Origin of the sequence: Pseudomonas sp. NPDC087615 (assembly GCF_044743445.1) — a bacterium.
Lineage (GTDB): Bacteria > Pseudomonadota > Gammaproteobacteria > Pseudomonadales > Pseudomonadaceae > Aquipseudomonas > Aquipseudomonas baetica_A.
The window spans coordinates 1-19,207 of record NZ_JBIUWM010000079.1; the positions used below are offsets into that span (position 1 = coordinate 1).

The 19,207-nt window shown below is 60.3% G+C and carries 23 protein-coding genes and 2 pseudogenes; 19 read left to right on the forward strand and 6 right to left on the reverse strand.

From position 1 onward, the window contains the following. Positions 1-227: pseudogene (locus ACIOU6_RS25655) on the reverse strand (transcriptional regulator NrdR); the annotation flags it as partial. Positions 228-355: 128 nt separating this feature from the next. Here ACIOU6_RS25655 and ACIOU6_RS25660 point away from each other — a divergent pair. The 3 genes from ACIOU6_RS25660 to trxA all read left to right on the forward strand — a co-directional run bounded on the left by ACIOU6_RS25660 (position 356) and on the right by trxA (position 2,538). Beyond that, complete coding sequence (locus ACIOU6_RS25660; RefSeq protein WP_401139333.1) at positions 356-820, forward strand: YbaY family lipoprotein; 465 nt, start codon at positions 356-358, stop codon at positions 818-820. Continuing rightward, the gene (locus tag ACIOU6_RS25665) at positions 817-1,473 is read left to right on the forward strand and encodes a class I SAM-dependent methyltransferase (RefSeq protein WP_401139335.1); all 657 of its coding nucleotides are present in this window, start codon (positions 817-819) and stop codon (positions 1,471-1,473) included. The genes ACIOU6_RS25660 and ACIOU6_RS25665 overlap by 4 nt, the downstream gene beginning before the upstream one ends. Before the next feature lie 192 nt (positions 1,474-1,665). After that, positions 1,666-2,538 (forward strand): thioredoxin, encoded by an 873-nt coding sequence (gene trxA / locus ACIOU6_RS25670; RefSeq protein ID WP_401139336.1) that lies wholly within the window; start codon positions 1,666-1,668, stop codon positions 2,536-2,538. Between the two features lie 4 nt (positions 2,539-2,542). On the opposite strand, the gene ACIOU6_RS25675 is transcribed toward trxA, so the two are convergent. Next, the gene (locus ACIOU6_RS25675; protein WP_221730252.1) at positions 2,543-2,899 is read right to left on the reverse strand and encodes a hypothetical protein; all 357 of its coding nucleotides are present in this window, start codon (positions 2,897-2,899) and stop codon (positions 2,543-2,545) included. A gap of 135 nt (positions 2,900-3,034) precedes the next feature. On the opposite strand from ACIOU6_RS25675, the gene ACIOU6_RS25680 reads away from it, so the two are divergent. The 5 genes from ACIOU6_RS25680 (at position 3,035) to ACIOU6_RS25700 (ending at position 7,085) form a co-directional block, all read left to right on the forward strand. Next, positions 3,035-3,634 carry a DUF2796 domain-containing protein gene (locus ACIOU6_RS25680; protein ID WP_401139339.1) on the forward strand — a complete coding sequence of 200 codons (600 nt, stop codon included), beginning with the start codon at positions 3,035-3,037 and terminating at the stop codon, positions 3,632-3,634. A gap of 53 nt (positions 3,635-3,687) precedes the next feature. Further along, entirely contained in the window at positions 3,688-4,398 is a 711-nt protein-coding gene (locus tag ACIOU6_RS25685; protein WP_339538025.1) for an ABC transporter ATP-binding protein, read from the forward strand. Position 4,399: 1 nt separating this feature from the next. Then, positions 4,400-5,665: an ABC transporter permease gene (locus ACIOU6_RS25690; protein WP_221730255.1), complete on the forward strand. Its 1,266-nt coding sequence runs from the start codon at positions 4,400-4,402 to the stop codon at positions 5,663-5,665. A gap of 11 nt (positions 5,666-5,676) precedes the next feature. Beyond that, positions 5,677-6,195, forward strand: a complete 519-nt coding sequence (locus ACIOU6_RS25695; protein WP_221730256.1) for a DUF3299 domain-containing protein — start codon at positions 5,677-5,679, stop codon at positions 6,193-6,195. A 191-nt stretch (positions 6,196-6,386) separates the two neighbouring features. Continuing rightward, positions 6,387-7,085 (forward strand): OmpW family protein, encoded by a 699-nt coding sequence (locus tag ACIOU6_RS25700; protein ID WP_221730257.1) that lies wholly within the window; start codon positions 6,387-6,389, stop codon positions 7,083-7,085. A gap of 180 nt (positions 7,086-7,265) precedes the next feature. Here the strand turns inward: ACIOU6_RS25700 and ACIOU6_RS25705 are convergent, their stop codons facing one another. Together ACIOU6_RS25705 and ACIOU6_RS25710 are read right to left on the reverse strand one after the other, a co-directional pair. Beyond that, entirely contained in the window at positions 7,266-8,195 is a 930-nt protein-coding gene (locus ACIOU6_RS25705) for an NAD-dependent epimerase/dehydratase family protein (RefSeq protein WP_221730258.1), read from the reverse strand. Further along, positions 8,188-9,072, reverse strand: a complete 885-nt coding sequence (locus ACIOU6_RS25710) for a sugar nucleotide-binding protein (RefSeq protein ID WP_401139341.1) — start codon at positions 9,070-9,072, stop codon at positions 8,188-8,190. Before ACIOU6_RS25710 ends, ACIOU6_RS25705 begins: the two co-directional genes overlap by 8 nt. A gap of 406 nt (positions 9,073-9,478) precedes the next feature. Between ACIOU6_RS25710 and ACIOU6_RS25715 the strand changes: the two are divergent. The 4 genes and pseudogenes from ACIOU6_RS25715 to ACIOU6_RS25730 form a co-directional block, all read left to right on the forward strand. Then, positions 9,479-9,574: pseudogene (locus ACIOU6_RS25715) on the forward strand (DUF72 domain-containing protein); the annotation flags it as partial. Between the two features lie 2 nt (positions 9,575-9,576). Next, entirely contained in the window at positions 9,577-10,374 is a 798-nt protein-coding gene (locus ACIOU6_RS25720; protein ID WP_221730260.1) for an endonuclease/exonuclease/phosphatase family protein, read from the forward strand. Further along, the gene (gene clsB / locus ACIOU6_RS25725; RefSeq protein WP_401139343.1) at positions 10,371-11,645 is read left to right on the forward strand and encodes a cardiolipin synthase ClsB; all 1,275 of its coding nucleotides are present in this window, start codon (positions 10,371-10,373) and stop codon (positions 11,643-11,645) included. The genes ACIOU6_RS25720 and clsB overlap by 4 nt, the downstream gene beginning before the upstream one ends. Beyond that, positions 11,642-12,628 carry a lysylphosphatidylglycerol synthase domain-containing protein gene (locus ACIOU6_RS25730; protein ID WP_401139345.1) on the forward strand — a complete coding sequence of 329 codons (987 nt, stop codon included), beginning with the start codon at positions 11,642-11,644 and terminating at the stop codon, positions 12,626-12,628. The genes clsB and ACIOU6_RS25730 overlap by 4 nt, the downstream gene beginning before the upstream one ends. Positions 12,629-12,671: 43 nt before the next feature. Here the strand turns inward: ACIOU6_RS25730 and ACIOU6_RS25735 are convergent, their stop codons facing one another. Then, complete coding sequence (locus ACIOU6_RS25735; RefSeq protein WP_401139347.1) at positions 12,672-13,673, reverse strand: GlxA family transcriptional regulator; 1,002 nt, start codon at positions 13,671-13,673, stop codon at positions 12,672-12,674. A 101-nt stretch (positions 13,674-13,774) separates the two neighbouring features. On the opposite strand from ACIOU6_RS25735, the gene ACIOU6_RS25740 reads away from it, so the two are divergent. The 7 genes from ACIOU6_RS25740 (at position 13,775) to ACIOU6_RS25770 (ending at position 19,025) form a co-directional block, all read left to right on the forward strand. After that, positions 13,775-14,323, forward strand: coding sequence for a cysteine hydrolase family protein (locus tag ACIOU6_RS25740; RefSeq protein ID WP_221730264.1), 549 nt, complete (start codon positions 13,775-13,777; stop codon positions 14,321-14,323). A gap of 237 nt (positions 14,324-14,560) precedes the next feature. Beyond that, a complete protein-coding gene (locus ACIOU6_RS25745) occupies positions 14,561-15,142 on the forward strand; it encodes a YjfI family protein (RefSeq protein WP_401139349.1) in 582 nt (193 codons plus the stop codon). A gap of 17 nt (positions 15,143-15,159) precedes the next feature. Then, on the forward strand, positions 15,160-15,858 hold the full coding sequence (locus ACIOU6_RS25750; protein WP_221730266.1) for a PspA/IM30 family protein: 699 nt from the start codon (positions 15,160-15,162) through the stop codon (positions 15,856-15,858). Positions 15,859-16,066: 208 nt separating this feature from the next. Further along, positions 16,067-16,717, forward strand: coding sequence for a DUF2491 family protein (locus ACIOU6_RS25755; protein WP_401139351.1), 651 nt, complete (start codon positions 16,067-16,069; stop codon positions 16,715-16,717). Positions 16,718-16,732: 15 nt separating this feature from the next. Next, positions 16,733-17,158, forward strand: coding sequence for a DUF350 domain-containing protein (locus ACIOU6_RS25760; RefSeq protein ID WP_221730268.1), 426 nt, complete (start codon positions 16,733-16,735; stop codon positions 17,156-17,158). Positions 17,159-17,175: 17 nt separating this feature from the next. Further along, positions 17,176-17,865 carry a DUF1190 domain-containing protein gene (locus ACIOU6_RS25765; protein ID WP_221730269.1) on the forward strand — a complete coding sequence of 230 codons (690 nt, stop codon included), beginning with the start codon at positions 17,176-17,178 and terminating at the stop codon, positions 17,863-17,865. Positions 17,866-17,867: 2 nt separating this feature from the next. Continuing rightward, positions 17,868-19,025: a glutathionylspermidine synthase family protein gene (locus ACIOU6_RS25770; RefSeq protein WP_401139353.1), complete on the forward strand. Its 1,158-nt coding sequence runs from the start codon at positions 17,868-17,870 to the stop codon at positions 19,023-19,025. Between the two features lie 41 nt (positions 19,026-19,066). On the opposite strand, the gene ACIOU6_RS25775 is transcribed toward ACIOU6_RS25770, so the two are convergent. After that, positions 19,067-19,207, reverse strand: a 141-nt coding sequence (locus ACIOU6_RS25775; RefSeq protein ID WP_401138219.1) for an integrase core domain-containing protein, incomplete at its 5' end; no start/stop codon positions are given.

Sequence of the window (19,207 nt, forward strand, 5' to 3'; positions counted from 1 at the left end):
TTCTCCAGGGCGCGTTGCATGCCGGCGCGGAGTTTCTCTTCGTCGAACGGTTGGCGGCTGCCATCGGTTTTGATCAGGCGCGGCAACACCAGTTCGGCCGTCTCGAATGTCGTGAAACGCTCGCCGCAGGCCAGGCATTCACGCCGGCGGCGCACCTGTTCGCCCTCGGCGACCAGACGCGAGTCGATGACCTTGGTGTCGTTGGCACCGCAGAAGGGACAGTGCATGGTGGCTGGCAACAAAAAAAGGGAGGGCCATGGTAGCGCATCCCCGTGGCAAGACAAGCCATAGGGTTTGCGGTATACAGACGGGCATGATCGTTTGATCCATGGATTTCATTTTTCCGGAGCTGCCAATGCCGTTACGTCCGCTCGTTTTGCTCAGTCTTTTAAGCCTGCTGGTGGCCTGCGGCAGCGACGCCCCCAAGCCTCAGCCCCCAACGCCGGGCCCGGCGCCACAACAGGCGCAGAAAAAAGCCAAAGAAGCGGCTGACCTCGGCCCGTTGCCGGCTTATCAACGGGAACTGAGCGGCACCCTGCAAGGCGTGCCGGCCGGTGCCGAAGTCGAACTGGCGCTGCTGGTGATCGATGAGAAGGATCGCCCGCAGCAATTGCTCGCCAGTTCCAGCCTGATCGGCAACAACCAGATTCTGCCGTTCCATGTGCGCTTCAACCCCGAGGCTTTTCCGGCCGGGGCGCGGGTTGAATTGCGTGGCCGCGCCAGCCAGTCCGGTCAGTTGATTTTGCATCTGCCGTCACAAACCATTACCCAGCCGACCACTCAGGCACTGGGCCAACTGCAATTTGTCAAAGCACCATGAATGCACCGCTCGACCTGCAACAGGCATTGGGTGAACTGCTCGGCGACGCCAGGCTGAAAGCCTGTGCGTTGCCGGACACCGATTTGCAGTTGTGGCTGATCGATGGCGACAACATGGCGCGCGAATTCAGCCAGGAAGAAACCCAACGGATTCTGTACGAGCCGCCGTACTGGAGTTTTTGCTGGGCCAGCGGCCTGGCGGTGGCGCGTTATCTGGCCGAGTTTCCCGAATGGGTACGCGGCAAACGCGTGCTGGATTTCGGCGCCGGTTCCGGCATCGCCGCGATTGCGGCGGTGAAGGCCGGGGCGCTGGAAGTGGTGGCCTGCGATCTCGATCCGCTGGCGATTGCCGCGTGCAGGGCGAATGCCGAACTCAATGACGTGCAGATGGGTTATTCGACGGATTTCTTTGCCGAGGCGGATCGCTTTGATCTGATTCTGGTGGCGGATGTGTTGTACGACCGGGCGAATCTGCCGTTGCTCGATGCGTTTCTCAGCCGGGGCCGCGAAGCGCTGGTGGCGGATTCGCGGGTTCGGGACTTTCGCCATCCGTTGTACGAGCGCATTGAAATGCTTGAGGCCATGACCTTGCCGGATCTGGCCGAACCTGAGGAATTTCGGCATGTCAGCCTGTACCACGCGCGGCGTGACTAAAGGCTTCGTCGGAACGCCGCCCGGAGCAGGCTCGCTCCCACAGGGTTTTGTGAACGACATCAATCCAGTGTGGGAGCGGGCTTGCTCGCGAAAGCGCTCTGTCAGGCGACACATCTCTCAAACCTGCCCCGCTTCCGGCCACACCCCACCAAGCCTTATAGTTGCCCCATCCACGCTTTTACGAGATCTCCCATGAGTCAGCCAACGCCGTACATCTTCGACGCCACGACTGCCGATTTCGATCAGTCGGTGATCGAGGCTTCCTTCAATAAACCCGTGCTGGTGGATTTCTGGGCCGAATGGTGTGCGCCGTGCAAGGCGCTGATGCCGATGCTGCAAGGCATTACCGAGAGTTATCAGGGCGCGCTGCTGTTGGCCAAGGTCAATTGCGATATCGAGCAGGACATCGTCGACCGCTTCGGTATTCGCAGCCTGCCGACCGTGGTGCTGTTCAAGGACGGTCAACCGGTCGACGGTTTTGCCGGTGCACAACCGGAATCCGCCGTACGCGCCTTGCTCGAACCCCATGTGCAGATGCCGCCACCTGCCGCAGCCGATCCGTTCGAACAGGCTCAGGCACTGTTCGATGACGGCCGCTTTGCCGATGCCGAAGCGGCGCTGGTGGTCATGCTCAATGACGACAACACCAACGCCAAGGCCCTGATCCTGTACGCCCGTTGCCTGACCGAACGCGGTGAACTGAGCGAAGCGCAAACGGTGCTCGACGCGGTCAAGAGCGATGAGCACAAAGCCGCGCTGGCCGGGGCCAAGGCACAGATCAAGTTCCTCGGACTTGCCCGCGACCTGCCCGATGCCGCCGACCTGAAAGCACGGCTAGCGAAAGATCCGCAGGACGATGAGGCGGTGTATCAACTGGCGATCCAGCAACTCGCTCGCCAGCAATACGAAGCGGCGCTGGAGGCGTTGCTCAAGCTGTTCATCCGCAACCGCAGCTATGCCGAAGGCTTGCCGCACAAGACCTTGCTGCAGGTGTTCGAGTTGCTCGGTAACGATCACCCGCTGGTGACCGCCTACCGACGCAAAATGTTTGCTGCGCTGTACTAAGCGTTCACTCGATCCAGCTGTAGAGCGGCGTATCCCCGCCGCTCGCCACTTTTACGTCCGAACTGTGCCGCAAGCGCACCAGCAGGCGCTTGCCCGCCGTCGCACTGCCGGTCAGTCCTTCCAACTGATCGAGCAGATCCGGGCCACTGAGTTGCCCGGCCTTGCGCAACAAATCCTGCGCTACCTGCCACAAGGCATCGTCTTGATTCAACGGTTTCACCGCTGGCGCCGCTGCGCTCTGCGGTTGCGCCGCCTGCGACTGCCCGCTCATGGCCGAACCGAGCCGCGCCCAGTCGCTGTCATCCAGTTCCACCGTCAAATCCACCGGCACCTCGCCGACGGTTCCGCGTATCCGCAACATTGAGTTCGCTCCCGCACTTTTCTGACACGCATGCTCCCACGGGACTTGTGTAACGCCAAGCGCACGGGCAAACTCTGCGCACTTTCGTTATAAGATTACATAACAAACTCTTCACTTTACTTCCCGGAGACCGTCATGCGTCGTCTGCTGCTCGCTTTGCCGTTTGCCCTGTTGCCATTGGCCATCGCCCATGCTGCTGATGAGCATGACCACGATCACGACCATGAGCACGGTAGCCTCGGTGCGCATGAACATGGTGTCGGTCGCCTGAATGCTGCGCTCGACGGGCAAACACTGGAGCTGGAACTGGAAAGCCCGGCGATGAATCTGGTCGGCTTCGAACACGTTGCCTCCACGGAGGCCGACAAGGCCAAAGTCGCCGCCGCCCGCGCGCAACTCGAAAAACCGCTGGTGCTGTTCAACCTGCCTGCCGCTGCCGGTTGCAAAGTGGTCAGCCAGGAACTGGAAAGCCCGCTGTTCGGTGACACGCCGCAGGCCGACGATCATGACGACGATGAAGCCGACAAGGGCGGCCACGAACATCACCACGACCACAGCGAAATCCATGCTCACTATCAGTTCAACTGCACAGCCCCGGGCGCGTTGAAGACGCTGGATCTGGCGAACATCTTCAACACCTTCCCGGCGACCCAGAAAATTCAGGTACAACTGATCAGCGCCAGCGGCCAGCAAGGCACTGAAGTAACGGCCAAGGCTGCCGCGCTTAAGTTCTGATTACTGCGAAACTCCCACAAGGGGGTATGTGTTCACTCCATGAAACTGGCGCCATGACCCAAGCACTCATCGAACTGTCCGACCTGGGCTTCAGTTGGCCCGGCCACCCGCCGCTGCTGGACATCCCGGCGTTTCGCCTGGAACCGGGCGAAACCCTGTTCCTCAAAGGCCCCAGCGGCAGCGGCAAGACCACCCTGCTTGGCTTGCTCGGCGGGGTACAGAAACCCGATCGCGGCAGCATTCGCCTGCTCGGCCAGGAGCTGACCGCACTCTCCGCCGGTGCCCGCGATACGTTCCGCGTCGATCACACCGGCTACATCTTCCAGCAGTTCAACTTGCTGCCATTTCTCTCGGTGCGCGAGAACGTCGAGCTACCCTGCCACTTCTCCAGACTGCGCGCCGAACGGGCCAAACAGCGCCATGGCAGCGTCGATCAAGCCGCCGCCACCCTGCTCGCCCACTTGGGCCTGAAGGACGAGCGCATCCTCAGCCGTCGCGCCGACTCACTGTCGATCGGCCAGCAACAACGAGTCGCCGCCGCCCGTGCCTTGATCGGGCAGCCAGAATTGGTGATCGCTGACGAACCGACCTCGGCGCTGGATTACGACGCTCGGGAAAACTTTATCCGCTTGCTGTTCGCCGAATGCCGCGAGGCCGGTTCGAGCCTGCTGTTTGTCAGTCACGACCAGAGTCTGGCCCCGCTGTTCGACCGTCACCTGTCCCTGGCCGAGCTCAATCGCGCCGCCACGTCTGCCGAGGTCTGAGATGTATCTGTTTCGTCTGGCCATGGCCAGCCTGGCCAACCGCCGCTTTACCGCTTTGCTGACCGCGTTCGCCATCGCCCTGTCGGTCTGCTTGCTGCTGGCCGTCGAGCGCGTGCGCACCGAGGCCAAAGCCAGTTTCGCCAGCACCATCAGCGGCACCGACTTGATCGTCGGCGCCCGTTCCGGCTCGGTGAATCTGTTGTTGTACTCGGTGTTCCGCATCGGCAACGCCACCAACAACATCCGTTGGGACAGCTTCGAACACTTCGCCAATAACCCGAAAGTGAAATGGGCGATCCCCATGTCCCTCGGCGATTCCCATCGCGGTTATCGGGTGATGGGCACCAGCGAAGCGTATTTCGAGCATTACCAGTACGGTCGCCGGCAACACCTGGAACTCGCGCAGGGGCGCGCCTTCGCCACCGATCCGTTCGAGGTGGTGCTCGGTGCTGAAGTGGCCGATGCCCTGCACTACAAACTCGGCGACAAACTGGTGCTGGCCCACGGCGTGGCGGCAATCAGTCTGGTCAAACACGACGACAAACCGTTCACCGTGGTCGGCATTCTCAAACGCACCGGCACCCCGGTGGATCGTACGTTGCACATCAGCCTTGGCGGCATGGAGGCCATCCACATCGACTGGCACAACGGCGTGCCGGCGCGGGGCAACGGGCGGATCACTGCCGATCAGGCGCGCAACATGGACCTGACACCGCAAGCGATCACCGCGTTCATGCTCGGCCTCAACAGCAAGATTTCCACCTTTGCGCTGCAACGCGAGATCAACGAATTCCGTGGTGAACCGATGTTGGCGATTCTGCCGGGCGTGGCGTTGCAGGAGTTGTGGAGCCTGATGAGCACCGCTGAAAAAGCACTGTTCGTGGTGTCCCTGTTCGTGGTGCTGACCGGGTTGATCGGCATGCTCACAGCGATTCTCACCAGCCTCAACGAGCGCCGTCGCGAGATGGCGATTCTGCGTTCGGTCGGTGCGAGGCCGTGGCACATCGCAAGCCTGCTGGTGCTGGAAGCCTTTGCCTTGGCGTTGGCCGGGGTGATCGCTGGGCTGGCGTTGTTGTACATCGGCATCGCCGCCGCGCAGGGTTACGTGCAAGCCAATTACGGTTTGTATCTGCCGCTGGCGTGGCCGAGCGAGTATGAATGGACGCTGCTCGGTGGCATTCTGGCGGCCGCGCTGCTGATGGGCAGCGTGCCGGCCTGGCGCGCGTATCGCCAATCCTTGGCCGATGGCCTGTCGATCCGTTTATGAGGATGTTCACCATGCCCCGCGCCATGCTCGCGCTGCTGTTACTGGTCGCCCTGCCCGTGTGGGCGGCGGCGCCGAAAGACCTGACCTGGTCGCAGATGATCCCGCCGGACGCCGCGCCGGAAGTGCCCAACATGACGCCGCTGCATGACCTGTCGAAGATGAGCGATGCGTTGTCCGCCGAGTCGGCGCCAGCGGCCAAGCAGGATTTGCCCGACGCCCCGGTGGTGCAGTCACTCAATGGGCAGAACATTCGACTGCCGGGGTATATCGTGCCGCTGGAAGTGAATGAAGAAGGACGCACCACGGACTTTTTGCTAGTCCCGTACTTCGGTGCCTGCATCCATGTTCCGCCACCGCCGTCGAACCAGATCGTGCATGTGAAAAGTGAGTTGGGCGTGAAGCTTGATGAGCTGTATCAGCCGTATTGGGTCGAGGGGCCGTTGCAGGTCAAAGCCTCAAGCAGCGAGCTGGCGGATGCGGGGTACCAGATGGAGGCGGACAAGATTTATGTGTATGAACTGCCGGAGTGAGTCCCGGTAGTTGCCTGTTGTTTGAGTGGACGCTTTCGCGAGCAAGCCCGCTCACACAGGGGATTTGTGTTGATGCAAGGTTCCACAGAAATCAGCCCCTTCACTGTTTCATTGAGCTGAGTCAAAAGACCGTATCAGTTGGCTTCGTACCATAGGACATCAAACATTTTTAACGTCCTTTCGGAGCCCCCATGAACAAGTCCTTGCTCAGCGCTTCGCTGTTTGCCCTCGCGCTCGCAGCCCCGCTCGCCCACGCCCACGATGCCGGTGACATCCTGATCCGTGCCGGTGCAATCACCGTCAACCCGAAGGCCGACAGCTCCAGCGTCAAGGTCGATCAGGGTCCGTTGAGCGGCACCAATCTGGGCGGCAAGGCGACCATGAGCAGCGACACTCAACTGGGCCTGAACTTCGCTTACATGCTCACCAACCACGTCGGCATTGAGTTGCTCGCGGCCACGCCGTTCGAACATGACGTGAAGCTCAAAGGCACCGGCCTGGCAGCAGCCAATGGCAAGCTCGGCACACTGAAACACCTGCCACCGACCCTCAGCGTCGTCTACTACCCGCTGGATTCGAAGTCGCCGTTCCAACCGTATGTCGGCGGCGGCATCAACTACACCTGGATCTACGACGAGCACGTCGGCAGCGAAGCCAGCGCCAACGGTTTCAGCAACTTCAAGGCGAAAAACTCCTGGGGCCTGGCCTGGCAGGTCGGCGCGGACTACATGCTGACCGACAAAATCATGCTCAACGCCCAAGTGCGCTACATCGACATCGATACCCGCGCGACGGTGGAAAACAACGCAGTGGCGCCGGGTACCCGGGCACGGGTGAACGTGGATGTGGATCCGTTCATCTACATGGTGGGTTTGGGCTATAAGTTCTAAGTCGATTTACCCAACGTTCACGTGGTGGTGAATGAGGCTTGGTGGTGAGCAGACTTCAAACTGACGGCAACTGCTGTGCGGTTGACCGGGGAAAAATCCCCTTGCCACAGGGATAGCGACAAATTCCGGCCGTGAAAAAGGCGCCTGTTGAAGGGCGCCTTTTTCATGTCTGCGGTAATGCTATTTTCCGAGCAACCGCGCCAAGCCAACGCTCATCGGCGTCTGCCGGGGCAACTTGAAACGCTGCAGCAACCGGGTGTTGTTCGCCCGCGAATGGCGGATATCGCCGGAGCGGGCCGGGCCGAAGCTGACCGCTGGCAACTCACCGACAACCGTTTTCAGTTCCGCAAGCATCTGCTTAAGGCTCATCGCCTGATTCCAGCCGACATTCACCGCACCGACTTCCACTTCAGGCCTCTCGATCGCCTGCACCAACAGGTCAACCAGATCCTCGACATACAGAAAGTCCCGCGTCTGCTCGCCATCGCCGAACACGGTGATCGGCAAGCCTTTCTGCGCACGTTCGCTGAAGATGCTGATGACCCCGGAATACGGTGAGGACGGATCCTGGCGTGGGCCGAAGATGTTGAAGAAACGGAAAACCACCGGTTCCAAAGCGTGCTGACGGCGATAGAAATCAAAATAATGCTCGCCGGCCAGTTTGTCCGACGCGTAGGGCGTCAGCGGGGCTTTGGGCGTGTCTTCATCAATTGATTCGCCCTCGCCATTGTTGCCGTACACCGCCGCGCTGGAGGCGTACAACACACGCTTGACCCCGGCCAGGCGCATGGCTTCGCAAACGTTCAGGGTGCCGATGAAATTGCTCTGGTGAGTCTTCACCGGGTCATCCACCGACGCTTGCACCGAGGCCACGGCCGCCAGGTGCGCTACGGCGCTGCAACCCTGCATCGCTTGGGCGACCAGCACTGCGTCAGCCACATCACCGACAATCAACTCGACCTTGGGATTGTCCAGCGGCAGATTGCTGCGTTTGCCGGTCGACAGATCATCGAGAATCCGCACCGAATGACCGTGGGCTAGTAGTGCGTCGGTCAGGTGCGAGCCAATGAAACCAGCGCCGCCGGTGATTAAAACAGTCCCTTCAGCCATGTCGGTAAAACCTATCCAGTAAGCCCGGGAGCGCGGCACGCCAGGCGCGCGGCTTGATCCCGAATGTGTGCAGAATTTTCTTGCAGGCCAGGACCGCGTGTTGCGGCTCCTCGGCGGCGTCCGGCCGCGCGGCGTGAGCCTGGGGGGTCGGTGCTTCGATGGCCAGCGCGTGCAGGCTGCGGGCCTCGGTCAGAATCGCCTGGCCCAGCGCCAGCGGTGTGGTCGCTTCGTGGCCGGCGTAGTGATAAGTGCCCCACAGCGGCGCGGCGCAATCGAGTTGCTTGAGCACCGAAATGATCACCCGCGCGGCGTCGTCGACTGGCGTCGGATTGCCACGACGATCATCAGCCAGGAGCAATTCTTCGGGTTGCTCGGCACGGGCGAGGAAACGCCCGAGGCTGCCTTGCGGACTGTCATCGAGCAGCCAGCCGAAACGCAACAACACATGCTGCGGACACGCTGCGCGCACACTTTGCTCGATGCGCCACAAGGCCTGACCACGCAAGCCCAACGGCACCGGTTCGTCTTTTTCGCTGTAAGCGGTGGCGCGTGAGCCGTCGAACACTCGATAACTGGACGGTTGCACGAGGACGATGTTGTGGTGCCGGCACAATTCGGCCAGACGCTCGATAGCGCGCTCCTGCCCGGCCATACGGCTTTCGCTGACGGTCTCGGCCTGGAACCAGTCGAAATAGTAGGCGAGGTTGATCAACGCATCGGGACGAGTGTCGTCGAGCAGTTGCGTCAGGCTCGCGGCATCCCAGCCGTCTTCGGGCGGGCGGGGGGCGAGGAAACCGATGTCTTCTTCCGCACCGAGGCGAATCAGCGCCTGCCCAAGGGCATTTCCGCCGCCCAGTAACATAAGGCGCATTCGCATAGAGTCAGCAGGCCCAGTCTGATTGGAACGATGGCTTTGGCGACGATGCTTGTGGCCCCGTCGTCGATAATTGCCGGAATCGTTGCATTTTGCGGGTTTAGTGCGCAACCGTCACCCGTAAAGTGTCGATGGCCGGAATTTGTGTACGAGCAACTGCCCCATCGCTGTCCGCCACCGGTGCTGCGGCGCACGCACATTTCGTGAGAGCAGGCTTGCTCGCGAAGGCGTCGTGTCAGTCACCCTCGTTGCTGAATGCTCCACCGCTTTCGCGAGCAAGCCCGCTCCCACACGGGGTGTGCGGTGTTTCTCGAAAATGCACCGTCCGTAAAGCCATCGAAACTTTCCCGAACCGCGCGCAGTCATCAACAGACTGAGGCTGTACGGGGACTTTCGACGGGAGGGCGGCATGGCAACGATTCATATCGGCATTTTCGGCTGGCGCTACGCCCCGTGGCGCGGGGATTTCGCCCCTCAGGGGCTGGCATTCGCCTCGCGGGGGCTGCCATGAGCATTCCAGAACCGGTCGGTTTCACCGATGAAGGATCGGTCGTCGCGCCATCGGTGCGCAACTTCACCGTGCTGACGGTTAACACGCACAAGGGTTTCACCGCACTCAATCGACGGTTCATCCTGCCGGAGTTGCGCGAAGCGGTGCGCAGCGTGGCCGCAGACGTGGTGTTCCTGCAGGAAGTCCACGGCACCCACGAACATCATCCCAAGCGCTATAACAACTGGCCGACGATGCCGCAGTACGAATTCCTCGCCGACAGCCTCTGGCCGCAGTTCGCTTATGGGCGCAATGCGGTGTATCCGGAGGGCGATCACGGCAACGCTGTGCTGTCGAAATTCCAGATCATCCGCCATGACAACCTCGACGTCTCGATCAGCGGCCACGAAAACCGTGGCTTGTTGCATTGCGTGCTGCGCCTGCCCGGCGACGGCACCGAGGTACATGCGATCTGCGTGCATTTGGGCCTGCGCGAAAGCCATCGCAACGCCCAGCTTGGCTTGTTGATGCAGCGCCTTGCCGAACTGCCAGACGATGCACCAGTAATCGTCGCCGGTGATTTCAATGACTGGCGCCAGCGTGCCGACGCATTGCTCAAGCCCTGCGGCTTGCGGGAAGTGTTCGCCGAACATCACGGCAAACCGGCGCGCAGCTTTCCCGCGCGTCTGCCGACCCTGCGACTGGACCGCATCTACGTGCGCAACCTCAAGGCCCATCAGCCAAAAGTCCTGGCGAACCGGCCCTGGTCCCACCTTTCCGACCACGCACCGTTATCGGTGGAGATCGAACTATGAACAGCGCCCCCCTGGAGAAATCCGCCGTGGAATCGGTGAACATCACCCCGCCGATACGCGAGCCCGGGCACGTCGATGTCGAATACGGCTGGCAGAGCAACAACCGCATCGAACTGCTGGAAAACGGCGAGGCGTATTTCCCGCACGTGTTCGAAGCGATGCGTGCAGCCAAGAGTGAGATCCTGCTGGAGACCTTCATCGTTTTCGAGGACAAGGTCGGCGAGGAGTTGCAGGAAATCCTGATCGACGCCGCCCGCCGTGGCGTGCGCACTACCGTCAGTCTCGACGGTTTCGGTTGTGGCGAGTTGACCACCGGCTACCTCACCGCACTGAGTGAGGCCGGCGTCTATCTGCAGATGTTCGATCCGGCCCCCAAACATCTGGGCATTCGCACCAACTGGTTTCGGCGCCTGCATCGCAAGATTGTGGTGGTCGACGGCACGGTTGCATTCATTGGCGGGATCAACTTTTCCGGCGATCACCTGGCCGACTTCGGCCCCGAGGCCAAGCAGGATTATTCGGTGCAAATTCAGGGTCCGGCCGTGGCGGACATTCACCATTTCGCGCTGTTGCAAAGCGGGCGCCCCGGACGTGCCAGATTCTGGTGGCAACGCCGCCGGCAGCGCCGGACAGAAATGGCCTTCACCGATCACGATGGTCAGGTGCGCCTGGTGTTTCGCGACAACAACCAGCACCACACCGACATCGAAGACGTGTATTTACAGGCCGTGCGCAGTGCTCAGCGGCGGGTGGTGATCGCCAACGCTTACTTCTTTCCCGGCTACCGCTTGCTGAAGGAAATTCGCAATGCGGCGCGGCGCGGCGTCGATGTTCGGCTGATTCTGCAAGGTGAACCGGATGTGCTGGTGGCCAAAATCGCGGCGCGCATGACCTATGACTATCTGCTCAAGGCCGGAGTGAAAATCCACGAGTATTGTCAGCGCCCGCTGCACGGCAAAGTCGCGCTGGTGGATGAGGACTGGAGCACTGTCGGCTCAAGCAATCTTGACCCGCTCAGTCTGTCGTTGAACCTGGAAGCCAACGTAGTGATCCGGGATCGCGCCTTTAACCGTGACCTGTTCGAGCGCCTCGAAAACCTGAGCCTCAACCATTGTCAGACGGTAGATCCGGCCATGGTTCCACGCGGACGGATCTGGCACATGACGGTGGGCTTTCTGGTGTTCCACTTTCTGCGGCATTTCCCGGCGATGGCCGGTTGGTTGCCGGCGCATAAACCCAGGCTCAAGCCGTTCCGAGGTGACCGCTCATGAGTCATACCCAAGCGCAATCGACCGGCCATGCAGCGCCAGCCGCGCACTCACGCTGGAGCAAGTGGAAACGTCCGTTGACCGTGCTGTTTTTCCTCGCGCTGATCGTATTGCTGACGATTTTCGCCCGCCGTATCGAGTGGGCCGACGTGTTGGAAACTCTCGCCGATTTCAAGCTGCGCACGTTGATCATCGCCGCCAGCGTGACGCTGCTGAGCTTTCTGACGTACGCCAGTTTCGACCTGATCGGCCGCACCTACATTCGCCAGGACCTGACCTGGAAACAGATCCTGCCGGTGGGGATCATCAGCTATGCGTTCAACCTGAATCTGAGTGCCTGGGTTGGCGGCATAGCCATGCGCTATCGGCTGTACTCGCGTCTGGGCGTGAGCAACAGCAACATTGCCAAAATCCTTGGGCTGAGCCTGGCGACCAACTGGTTCGGCTACATGACCATCGCGGGCGTGGTGTTCAGCAGTGGACTGGTGAGCATGCCGCCGGGCTGGAAAGTCAGCACCACAGCGCTGCAGGGTATCGGTGTGGTGTTGCTGTTCATCAGTGCCGGGTATCTGGCCGCGTGCCAGTTCTCCAAGCGCCGCGAGTGGTCGATTCGCGGCGTAGAAATCAACCTGCCGTCGCTGCGCATGGCAATGCTCCAACTGCTGCTGGGCGCGCTGAACTGGTCGCTGATGGCGGCGGTGATCTTCACCTTGCTGCCGAGCAAACTCGATTATCCGCTGGTGCTTGGCGTGCTGTTGATCAGTGCGATTGCCGGGGTCATTACCCACATTCCGGCGGGGTTGGGCGTACTGGAAGCAGTGTTCGTTGCACTGCTGCAACACGAAGCGTCGCGGGGCAGTCTGGTGGCGGGGCTACTGGCGTATCGGGCGATTTATTTTCTGTTGCCGTTGTTGATTACACTCGTGATGTATCTGGTGGTGGAGGCCAAGGCCAAAGCGCTGCAGATCGAAAAGACGCCTTCCTGATGTTGTTTTGAGGCTGCCGGCTTCGTCATGAGCAGCCCCCCAATCAGGTACTCGGTGTTTTCACTGGCGCAGTGACACCAAACCGCGCTCGATAATCACTGGGCGCCAGCCCGGTAACCTTCTTGAAGGTCGCCCGAAACGCTCCCGGGTCTTGATACCCCACCTTCCACGCAATGTGATCAATCGTACCGTTGGTGAATTCAAGCATCTCGCGTGCCTTGCCGACGCGTAAATGCTGACAGTATTCGGTCGGTTTCAACCCGGTCGCGGCGCGGAAGCGGCGCAGGAATGTGCGCTCCTCCAACCCCGCGCGTTCGGCCATTGCAGTCAGCGAAACATCCGTCGCGCCAGTGCTTTGCAGCCAATGCTGAACCTTGAGAATGGCGGCGTCGCCATGACTGAGCAGTGGTGCAAAATTGCTGCCGCACTCTCTGGCGCTATTGCGGTGTTCGATGACCAGAAAGCGCGCGGTGCCGGTGGCGATGCTCGGCCCGAGCAAACGATCGACCAGTCGCAAACCCAACTCCGACCAAGCCATCAGTCCGGCCGTGGTGATCAGGTCGCCGTCATCGACAATCGGCGCGTCGGCCTTGAGCTTGATCTTCGGATAACGTGAAGCGAAGTCCTTGGCCGACGTCCAGTGCGTGGTGGCGCTGCGGCCGTCGAGCAGACCGCTTTCTGCCAGCAACCACGAGCCGACACAGACACCGCCCAATGTCGCGCCGCCTGCATGTTGCTCGCGCAACCATTGCGCCAGTCTGGCCGGAATTTGCTCCGAGGAAAAACCGGCGATGGACGGCGGAATCAGCACCGCCAGCAGACCCCCGTCGACACCCGGGCAACTCTCGAAAACCCGCTTCGGCGTCTGATCGCCCTCAACCTGCCAATGACTGACCCGCAGTAACGGCAGTTGCGCAGCCTCATGCTCGGCGGCTATCCCGTTCGCCACCGCGAACAGATCAGTCAAACCGTGCACGGCCGCCATTTGCGCGCCGGGATAAATCAGCACGCCCAACTCGGCCACGGCAGCCCTTTGTGCGCCCATTGTCAGTTTTCCCCTGTCTATTGTCGGTGCGGCCAATCCTCGATTCGCTCGGCAGCGCCAATACTGAAGACACTTCCAGCCAATCCATCGAGGACACACCCATGGCCAAGCAAGCGCTCATCGTAGTCGATATCCAGAACGACTACTTCCCCCAAGGCAAATGGCCGCTGACAGGTGCCGACGCCGCTGCCGACAACGCCGCGCGACTGATCGCTGCCTTCCGTGAAGCGGGCGATTCAGTGGTACATATCCGCCACGAATTCACCTCGCCGGACGCTCCGTTTTTCACCCCCGGTTCCGACGGCGCCAAGCTGCATCCGAAAGTACTCAATCGCGCCGATGAACCCGTAGTGCTCAAGCATTTCGTCAACTCGTTCCGTGAAACCGAGCTGCAATCAATCCTGGAAGAAAAAGGCATCAAGGAACTGGTGGTGGTCGGCAGCATGAGCCACATGTGCATCGACGGCATCACCCGTGCGGCGGCGGATCTGGGCTATGACGTCACAGTGATTCACGACGCCTGCGCCAGCCGCGATCTGGAGTTCAACGGCACGACCGTACCGGCAGCCCACGTCCATGCGGCCTTCATGTCATCCCTGGGCTTCGCTTACGCCAGCGTGGTGTCTACCGACGAGTTCCTCCAGCGCTGACCCACACGGCAACACTTTGCAAAAAACCTGCGCCCGCCCCGTTGCGGGCGTTTTTGCGAGCGCCAGAAAAATCTCACGCGTGAGCCATTGATGGCACTTTGAATTGGTTGTAGTGTGGCCCACGCGTGAGATGTTCATAACGGAATCAATGCCATGAAAAGCCGCTCCCCCGCTACCGCGTCAGACCCAAAGGGAGTGCGCTCAAAACCGTCCGCGAAAAAACCATCCAGCTTTTATATGAAGCAGATGCGTGCGGGCCTGGCGGCTGCCGGTTATGTGAAACACGAAACTTGGGTGCTTCCGGAAAACCGAAGCTTGCTCAAGCAAATGGAGCAACAGCTACGCCAACCGATTCTGGCTGGCTCATTCATGTCGGAGAATTACATGAGCGCAGGCAACAACTGGAATATCGACAGCCTCTTCAACGCCCTCAAGGCCCTGGACGAGGTCGCTTCGCAAGAGATCACAATGTCTCTGGTCCAGAGCTCCGAACCCAGCATCAAGCTGGAAATGAACGAATTCGGCGGTCTGCCGATTCACATCGCACTGGCCGGCGCCCAGATCATCGTCGACACCGTGCTGGTGGACATCGATTCGATCACCGACGTGCGCGCCTTCAACGACGCCGTGCTGCGTAGCCGCGAAATGTTCCCGCTGTCGTCGATCGGTATCGAGTCGATGCCGAACGGGCAGACCGTCTACAACATGTTTGGCGCCCTCAGCGCCGACTCGAGCCTGACCAACGTGGTGACCGAGGTGAAAACCCTCGTCGATAACGTGCAGCGCGCCAGCGAAGCCTTCGAACACTTCTTCAAGTAATCAACAGGGAATATCCAATGACTCAGTCCATCTGGAGCAAGTTGTTCACCGCACTGCGCGGCGGCGCCAATGAAGTCGGCGAAGCGATCGTCGACCAACAGGCCCTGCGCATCCTCGACCAGGAAATCCGTGACGCCGACACCGCGCTGTCGAACGCCCGTCGCGAATTGATCACCATCATGGCCAAGCACAAGCTGGCCGCCGACCGCGTGAGCGAGTACGAGGCCAAGATCAAGGATCTGGAAGCCAAGGCTGTCTCGGCCCTGAACGCCGGCCGTGAAGACCTGGCGATGGAAGTGGCCGAAGCGATTTCGACCCTGACCAACGACCTGACCGCCGAAAAAGCCCAAAGCGACGAGTTCGGCAACTATGCCGACAACATGCGCAAGGACATCAACAAGGCCGAAGCCCGGATCAAGAGCCTGCGCCAACAAGTGGACATGGCCAAGGCCCGTGACAGCGTGCAGAAAGCTCAGGTCAGCGCGTCCATCGCCAGCGGCGGCGCCAACGGCAAACTGGAAACCGCGGTCGGCACCCTGAACCGCCTGCAAGCCAAGCAGCAGCAACGCGCTGCCGAACTGAATGCGGCCGATGAACTGTCGGACGCTTCAACCGGCAACGACCTGGATCGTAAACTGCGCGACGCCGGCATCACGCCGAACGAAGGCAGCGCGAATGCGATTCTTGAGCGCCTGAAGCAAAAATCGACTCAGTAAGCACCGACGCAAAAACCTGTGGGAGCGAGCCTGCTCGCGAAAGCGGAATATCAGACGGCATTAATGTTGACTGGCACGCCCTCTTCGCGAGCAGGCTCGCTCCCACGTGGTTTACAGCTTGAAATCATACTTCTCGTTCACGCTCGGCCCGGTACACTAGCGGCGCTTTTTACGACGAACACCTCCACCCGCTTCAAGGAACGTACCCATGGGATGGTTTAAAGATTTGCTGGGCACCAGCAACTGGCAGACCGCTGCGCCAACATCCACCGTTGCCAGCGGCCCATTCGGGATGGCCTCAGGCAAGGGCGTCAGATTCGATTCGACCTTGGCCCTGCTGCTCGACGGTTCGACTTCGGTACGAGTCCCCTTCGATCAGGCGATCTGGAGCGCAGGCTGGGTCGACCTCGGCCAGTCCAACAAACTGCACCGCTATTACATGAACGACGAGGATTTCTGGGTACAGATCCACGTCACCGGAGACGACCAGGTCGAATCGGTCACACTGTTCAACTACCTCAGTTACGTGACCGTCAACAGTGACGCCGAACTGCAGCGACTGGCCGGCCCCAACAGCCTGATCGGTTTGCCGACCTACACCCACGAAGGTGTCGAATACACCCGCGAGTGGGGCACCGAACAAGGCCAGACCGAACTGGTGCCGCTGACCGAACACGTGGTCAACCCGGACGAGAGCTACACCATCGAACACCACTCCATGCTTTACGCCCGCGAGACCGGCCTGACCGATCGTCGCGAGCTGTTGTTGTTCTCCGTCGAACAGGACGAAGAAGGCACCGTCAGCCTGAGCACCTCGCTCGGCATTTCGCTGTACACGACTGACCTGAGCACCATTTAAATAAGGAAGTTTTTCATGCTGGAAGTGCTGGCCGTCTCGCTGAACAAAACCGCTCTGACCGGTTTCATCGTTTACCTGATCGGCGCCGTGTTGCTGTTCATGCTGTTTCAATTCGTCTACACGCGCATCACCCCGCACAAAGAATTCGAGCTGATCCGCTCCGGCAACACGGCCGCTGCCATTGCGCTGTCCGGTGCAATCATCGGTTTCGCCATTCCTGCCAGCAACGTGATCGCCTATTCGGTCAACGTCCTCGACTTCGTGCTCTGGGCCGTGATTGCCGCAGTAGTGCAACTGCTGGCGTTTCTCGCCACTGGCCTAGTGCTCAAAGGCACTTCCCAGCGCATCGCCAACGGTGAAATCGCCTCCGGCATCTACGTCGCAGCGGTAGCGATCAGCGTTGGCATGCTCAACGCTGCGTGCATGACACCGTCCAACTGATCGGCAGGAAGCCTTAGATGAAACGAAGCAAATACGTTCAGTTGTCCCTCGCAGCGTCGGTGGCCATGGTCATTTCCGGCGAAGCGGCAGCGGTGGATCAGCCACGCAATTTCCAGAGTGTTGAGCAATGCGTCGATGCCGAGGTGGCAGCCGACGTCTGCTCCAACGCCTACGTCGCGGCGCTCACCGAACACCGGCGCATCGCGCCGGCGTACGACGACAAAGCCAAGTGCGACGCGGACTTTGCCGCCGACTGGTGTCAGAAAAACTCCGACGGCCGCTTCGTGCCAAAACTCGGCGGTTTCAAAGTACCGCAGAACGGTGAAACCCCACAAAATCTCGACGCCATCGCCGATACGCAGATGCCAGCCGGTGATACGACGGCTGCCCAGAATGTGCAAAACACTTCCCACACCTCGGGTGGCGGCGGCAACGGTTGGCTGAGTGGATGGCTGATCGGCAACGCGATGAGCAACAATTCGAATCGCACGGTCTATCGCGACCGCGATACGCGCCAGCCCTACAACACCTCGACGCAGTCCAAAAGAATCGAGTCAGCACCTCGTAGCCAACCGAACTACGAGAGCAGCAAAAGCAAACCGGTGAACGTCGCCTCCTCCACTTCCCGTGGCGGTTTTGGCAGCCAGTCCAGCGCCCGCAGCGGTTGGGGTGGTTGGGGCAGCAGTTCCGGCCGCTCGAGCAGCTGACGATGAAAAAGGTCCACTGCGCCGAGCGCCCCGACTGGAAACAAACGGCCGAGAGCCTCGGCTTTATGTTCCACACCATCGACGACGAGCCTTACTGGGACGAAAGCGCGTATTACCAGTTCACGCTCGCGCAGATCGAAAACGATCTCGAGGACCCGACCACCGAACTGCACGAGATGTGCATGGACCTGGTCGACCGCGTGGTACACAGCGAAGAACTGCTAAATCGCCTGAGCATCCCGGCTTCGTACTACGACATGATCCGAACGTCCTGGCTGGAAGGTCATCCGCATCTGTACGGGCTGATGGACTTTTCCTACAGCGGCAACGGCCCGGCGAAACTGCTGGAACTCAACTACGACACGCCAACCAGCCTTTACGAGGCGGCGGCGTTCCAGTGGGGTTGGCTGGAGCAATGCATTGAGCGCGGCACGCTGCCCAGCCATGCCGACCAGTTCAACAGCATCGACACCAAGCTGCATCAAGCCTTTGCCGAGTTGCAGCTCAAGCGACCTTTCTACTTTGCCTCAATGAAAGACTCGGTCGAGGATAAAGGCACCACGGATTACCTGCGACTGATCGCGGAAAAGGTCGGCATCGAATCGCGACACATCGACATCGAAGACATTGGCCTGACTGCCGAGGGCCGCTTTGTCGACCTGCAAGATCGCTGGATCCCGCACCTGTTCAAGCTGCACGCCTGGGAATTCATCTTCCATGAACCGTTCGGCGCGGCGATTGCCGAGTGCGATACGCAGTTTTTCGAGCCAGCGTGGAAAGCGATCCTGTCGAACAAAGGCGCACTGCCGCTGTTGTGGGAGTTGCACAAAGGCCATCCGAATCTGCTCGCGGCGCACCTCGACCCGAATCCGGCCAGCGCCGTGCCCAAAGGCTGGGTGCGCAAACCGTACTTCTCCCGGGAAGGTGCCAACATCGAACTGCAAACGGCGCAAGGTCTGATCGTCAAAGAAGATGGGCCCTACACCGATGCGCCATTTATCCTTCAGGAGTTCGCACCACTGCCGAAGTTCGATAACAGCTACACGCTGATCGGCTCCTGGGTGATTGGCGATCAGGCGGCGGGGATTGGCGTGCGTGAGGACAACAGCCTGATCACCAAGGATTCAAGCCGGTTTCTGCCGCATTTGATTCTTGACTGACAAACCGCCGTGTCTAGTCCTGAAATAGGTTTACACCTGTTTCACCCCAACGCCCGATGCACTGCATCGGGCGTTTTGTATTTTAATGACAGGTGCGGGCGTTCCTGGTTGTAGATCAGGATCGCTTCTCGCACCATTTGCTCCGCTTGCGCCAAGTCTTTCGGCCGATGGAGTAATAGTTC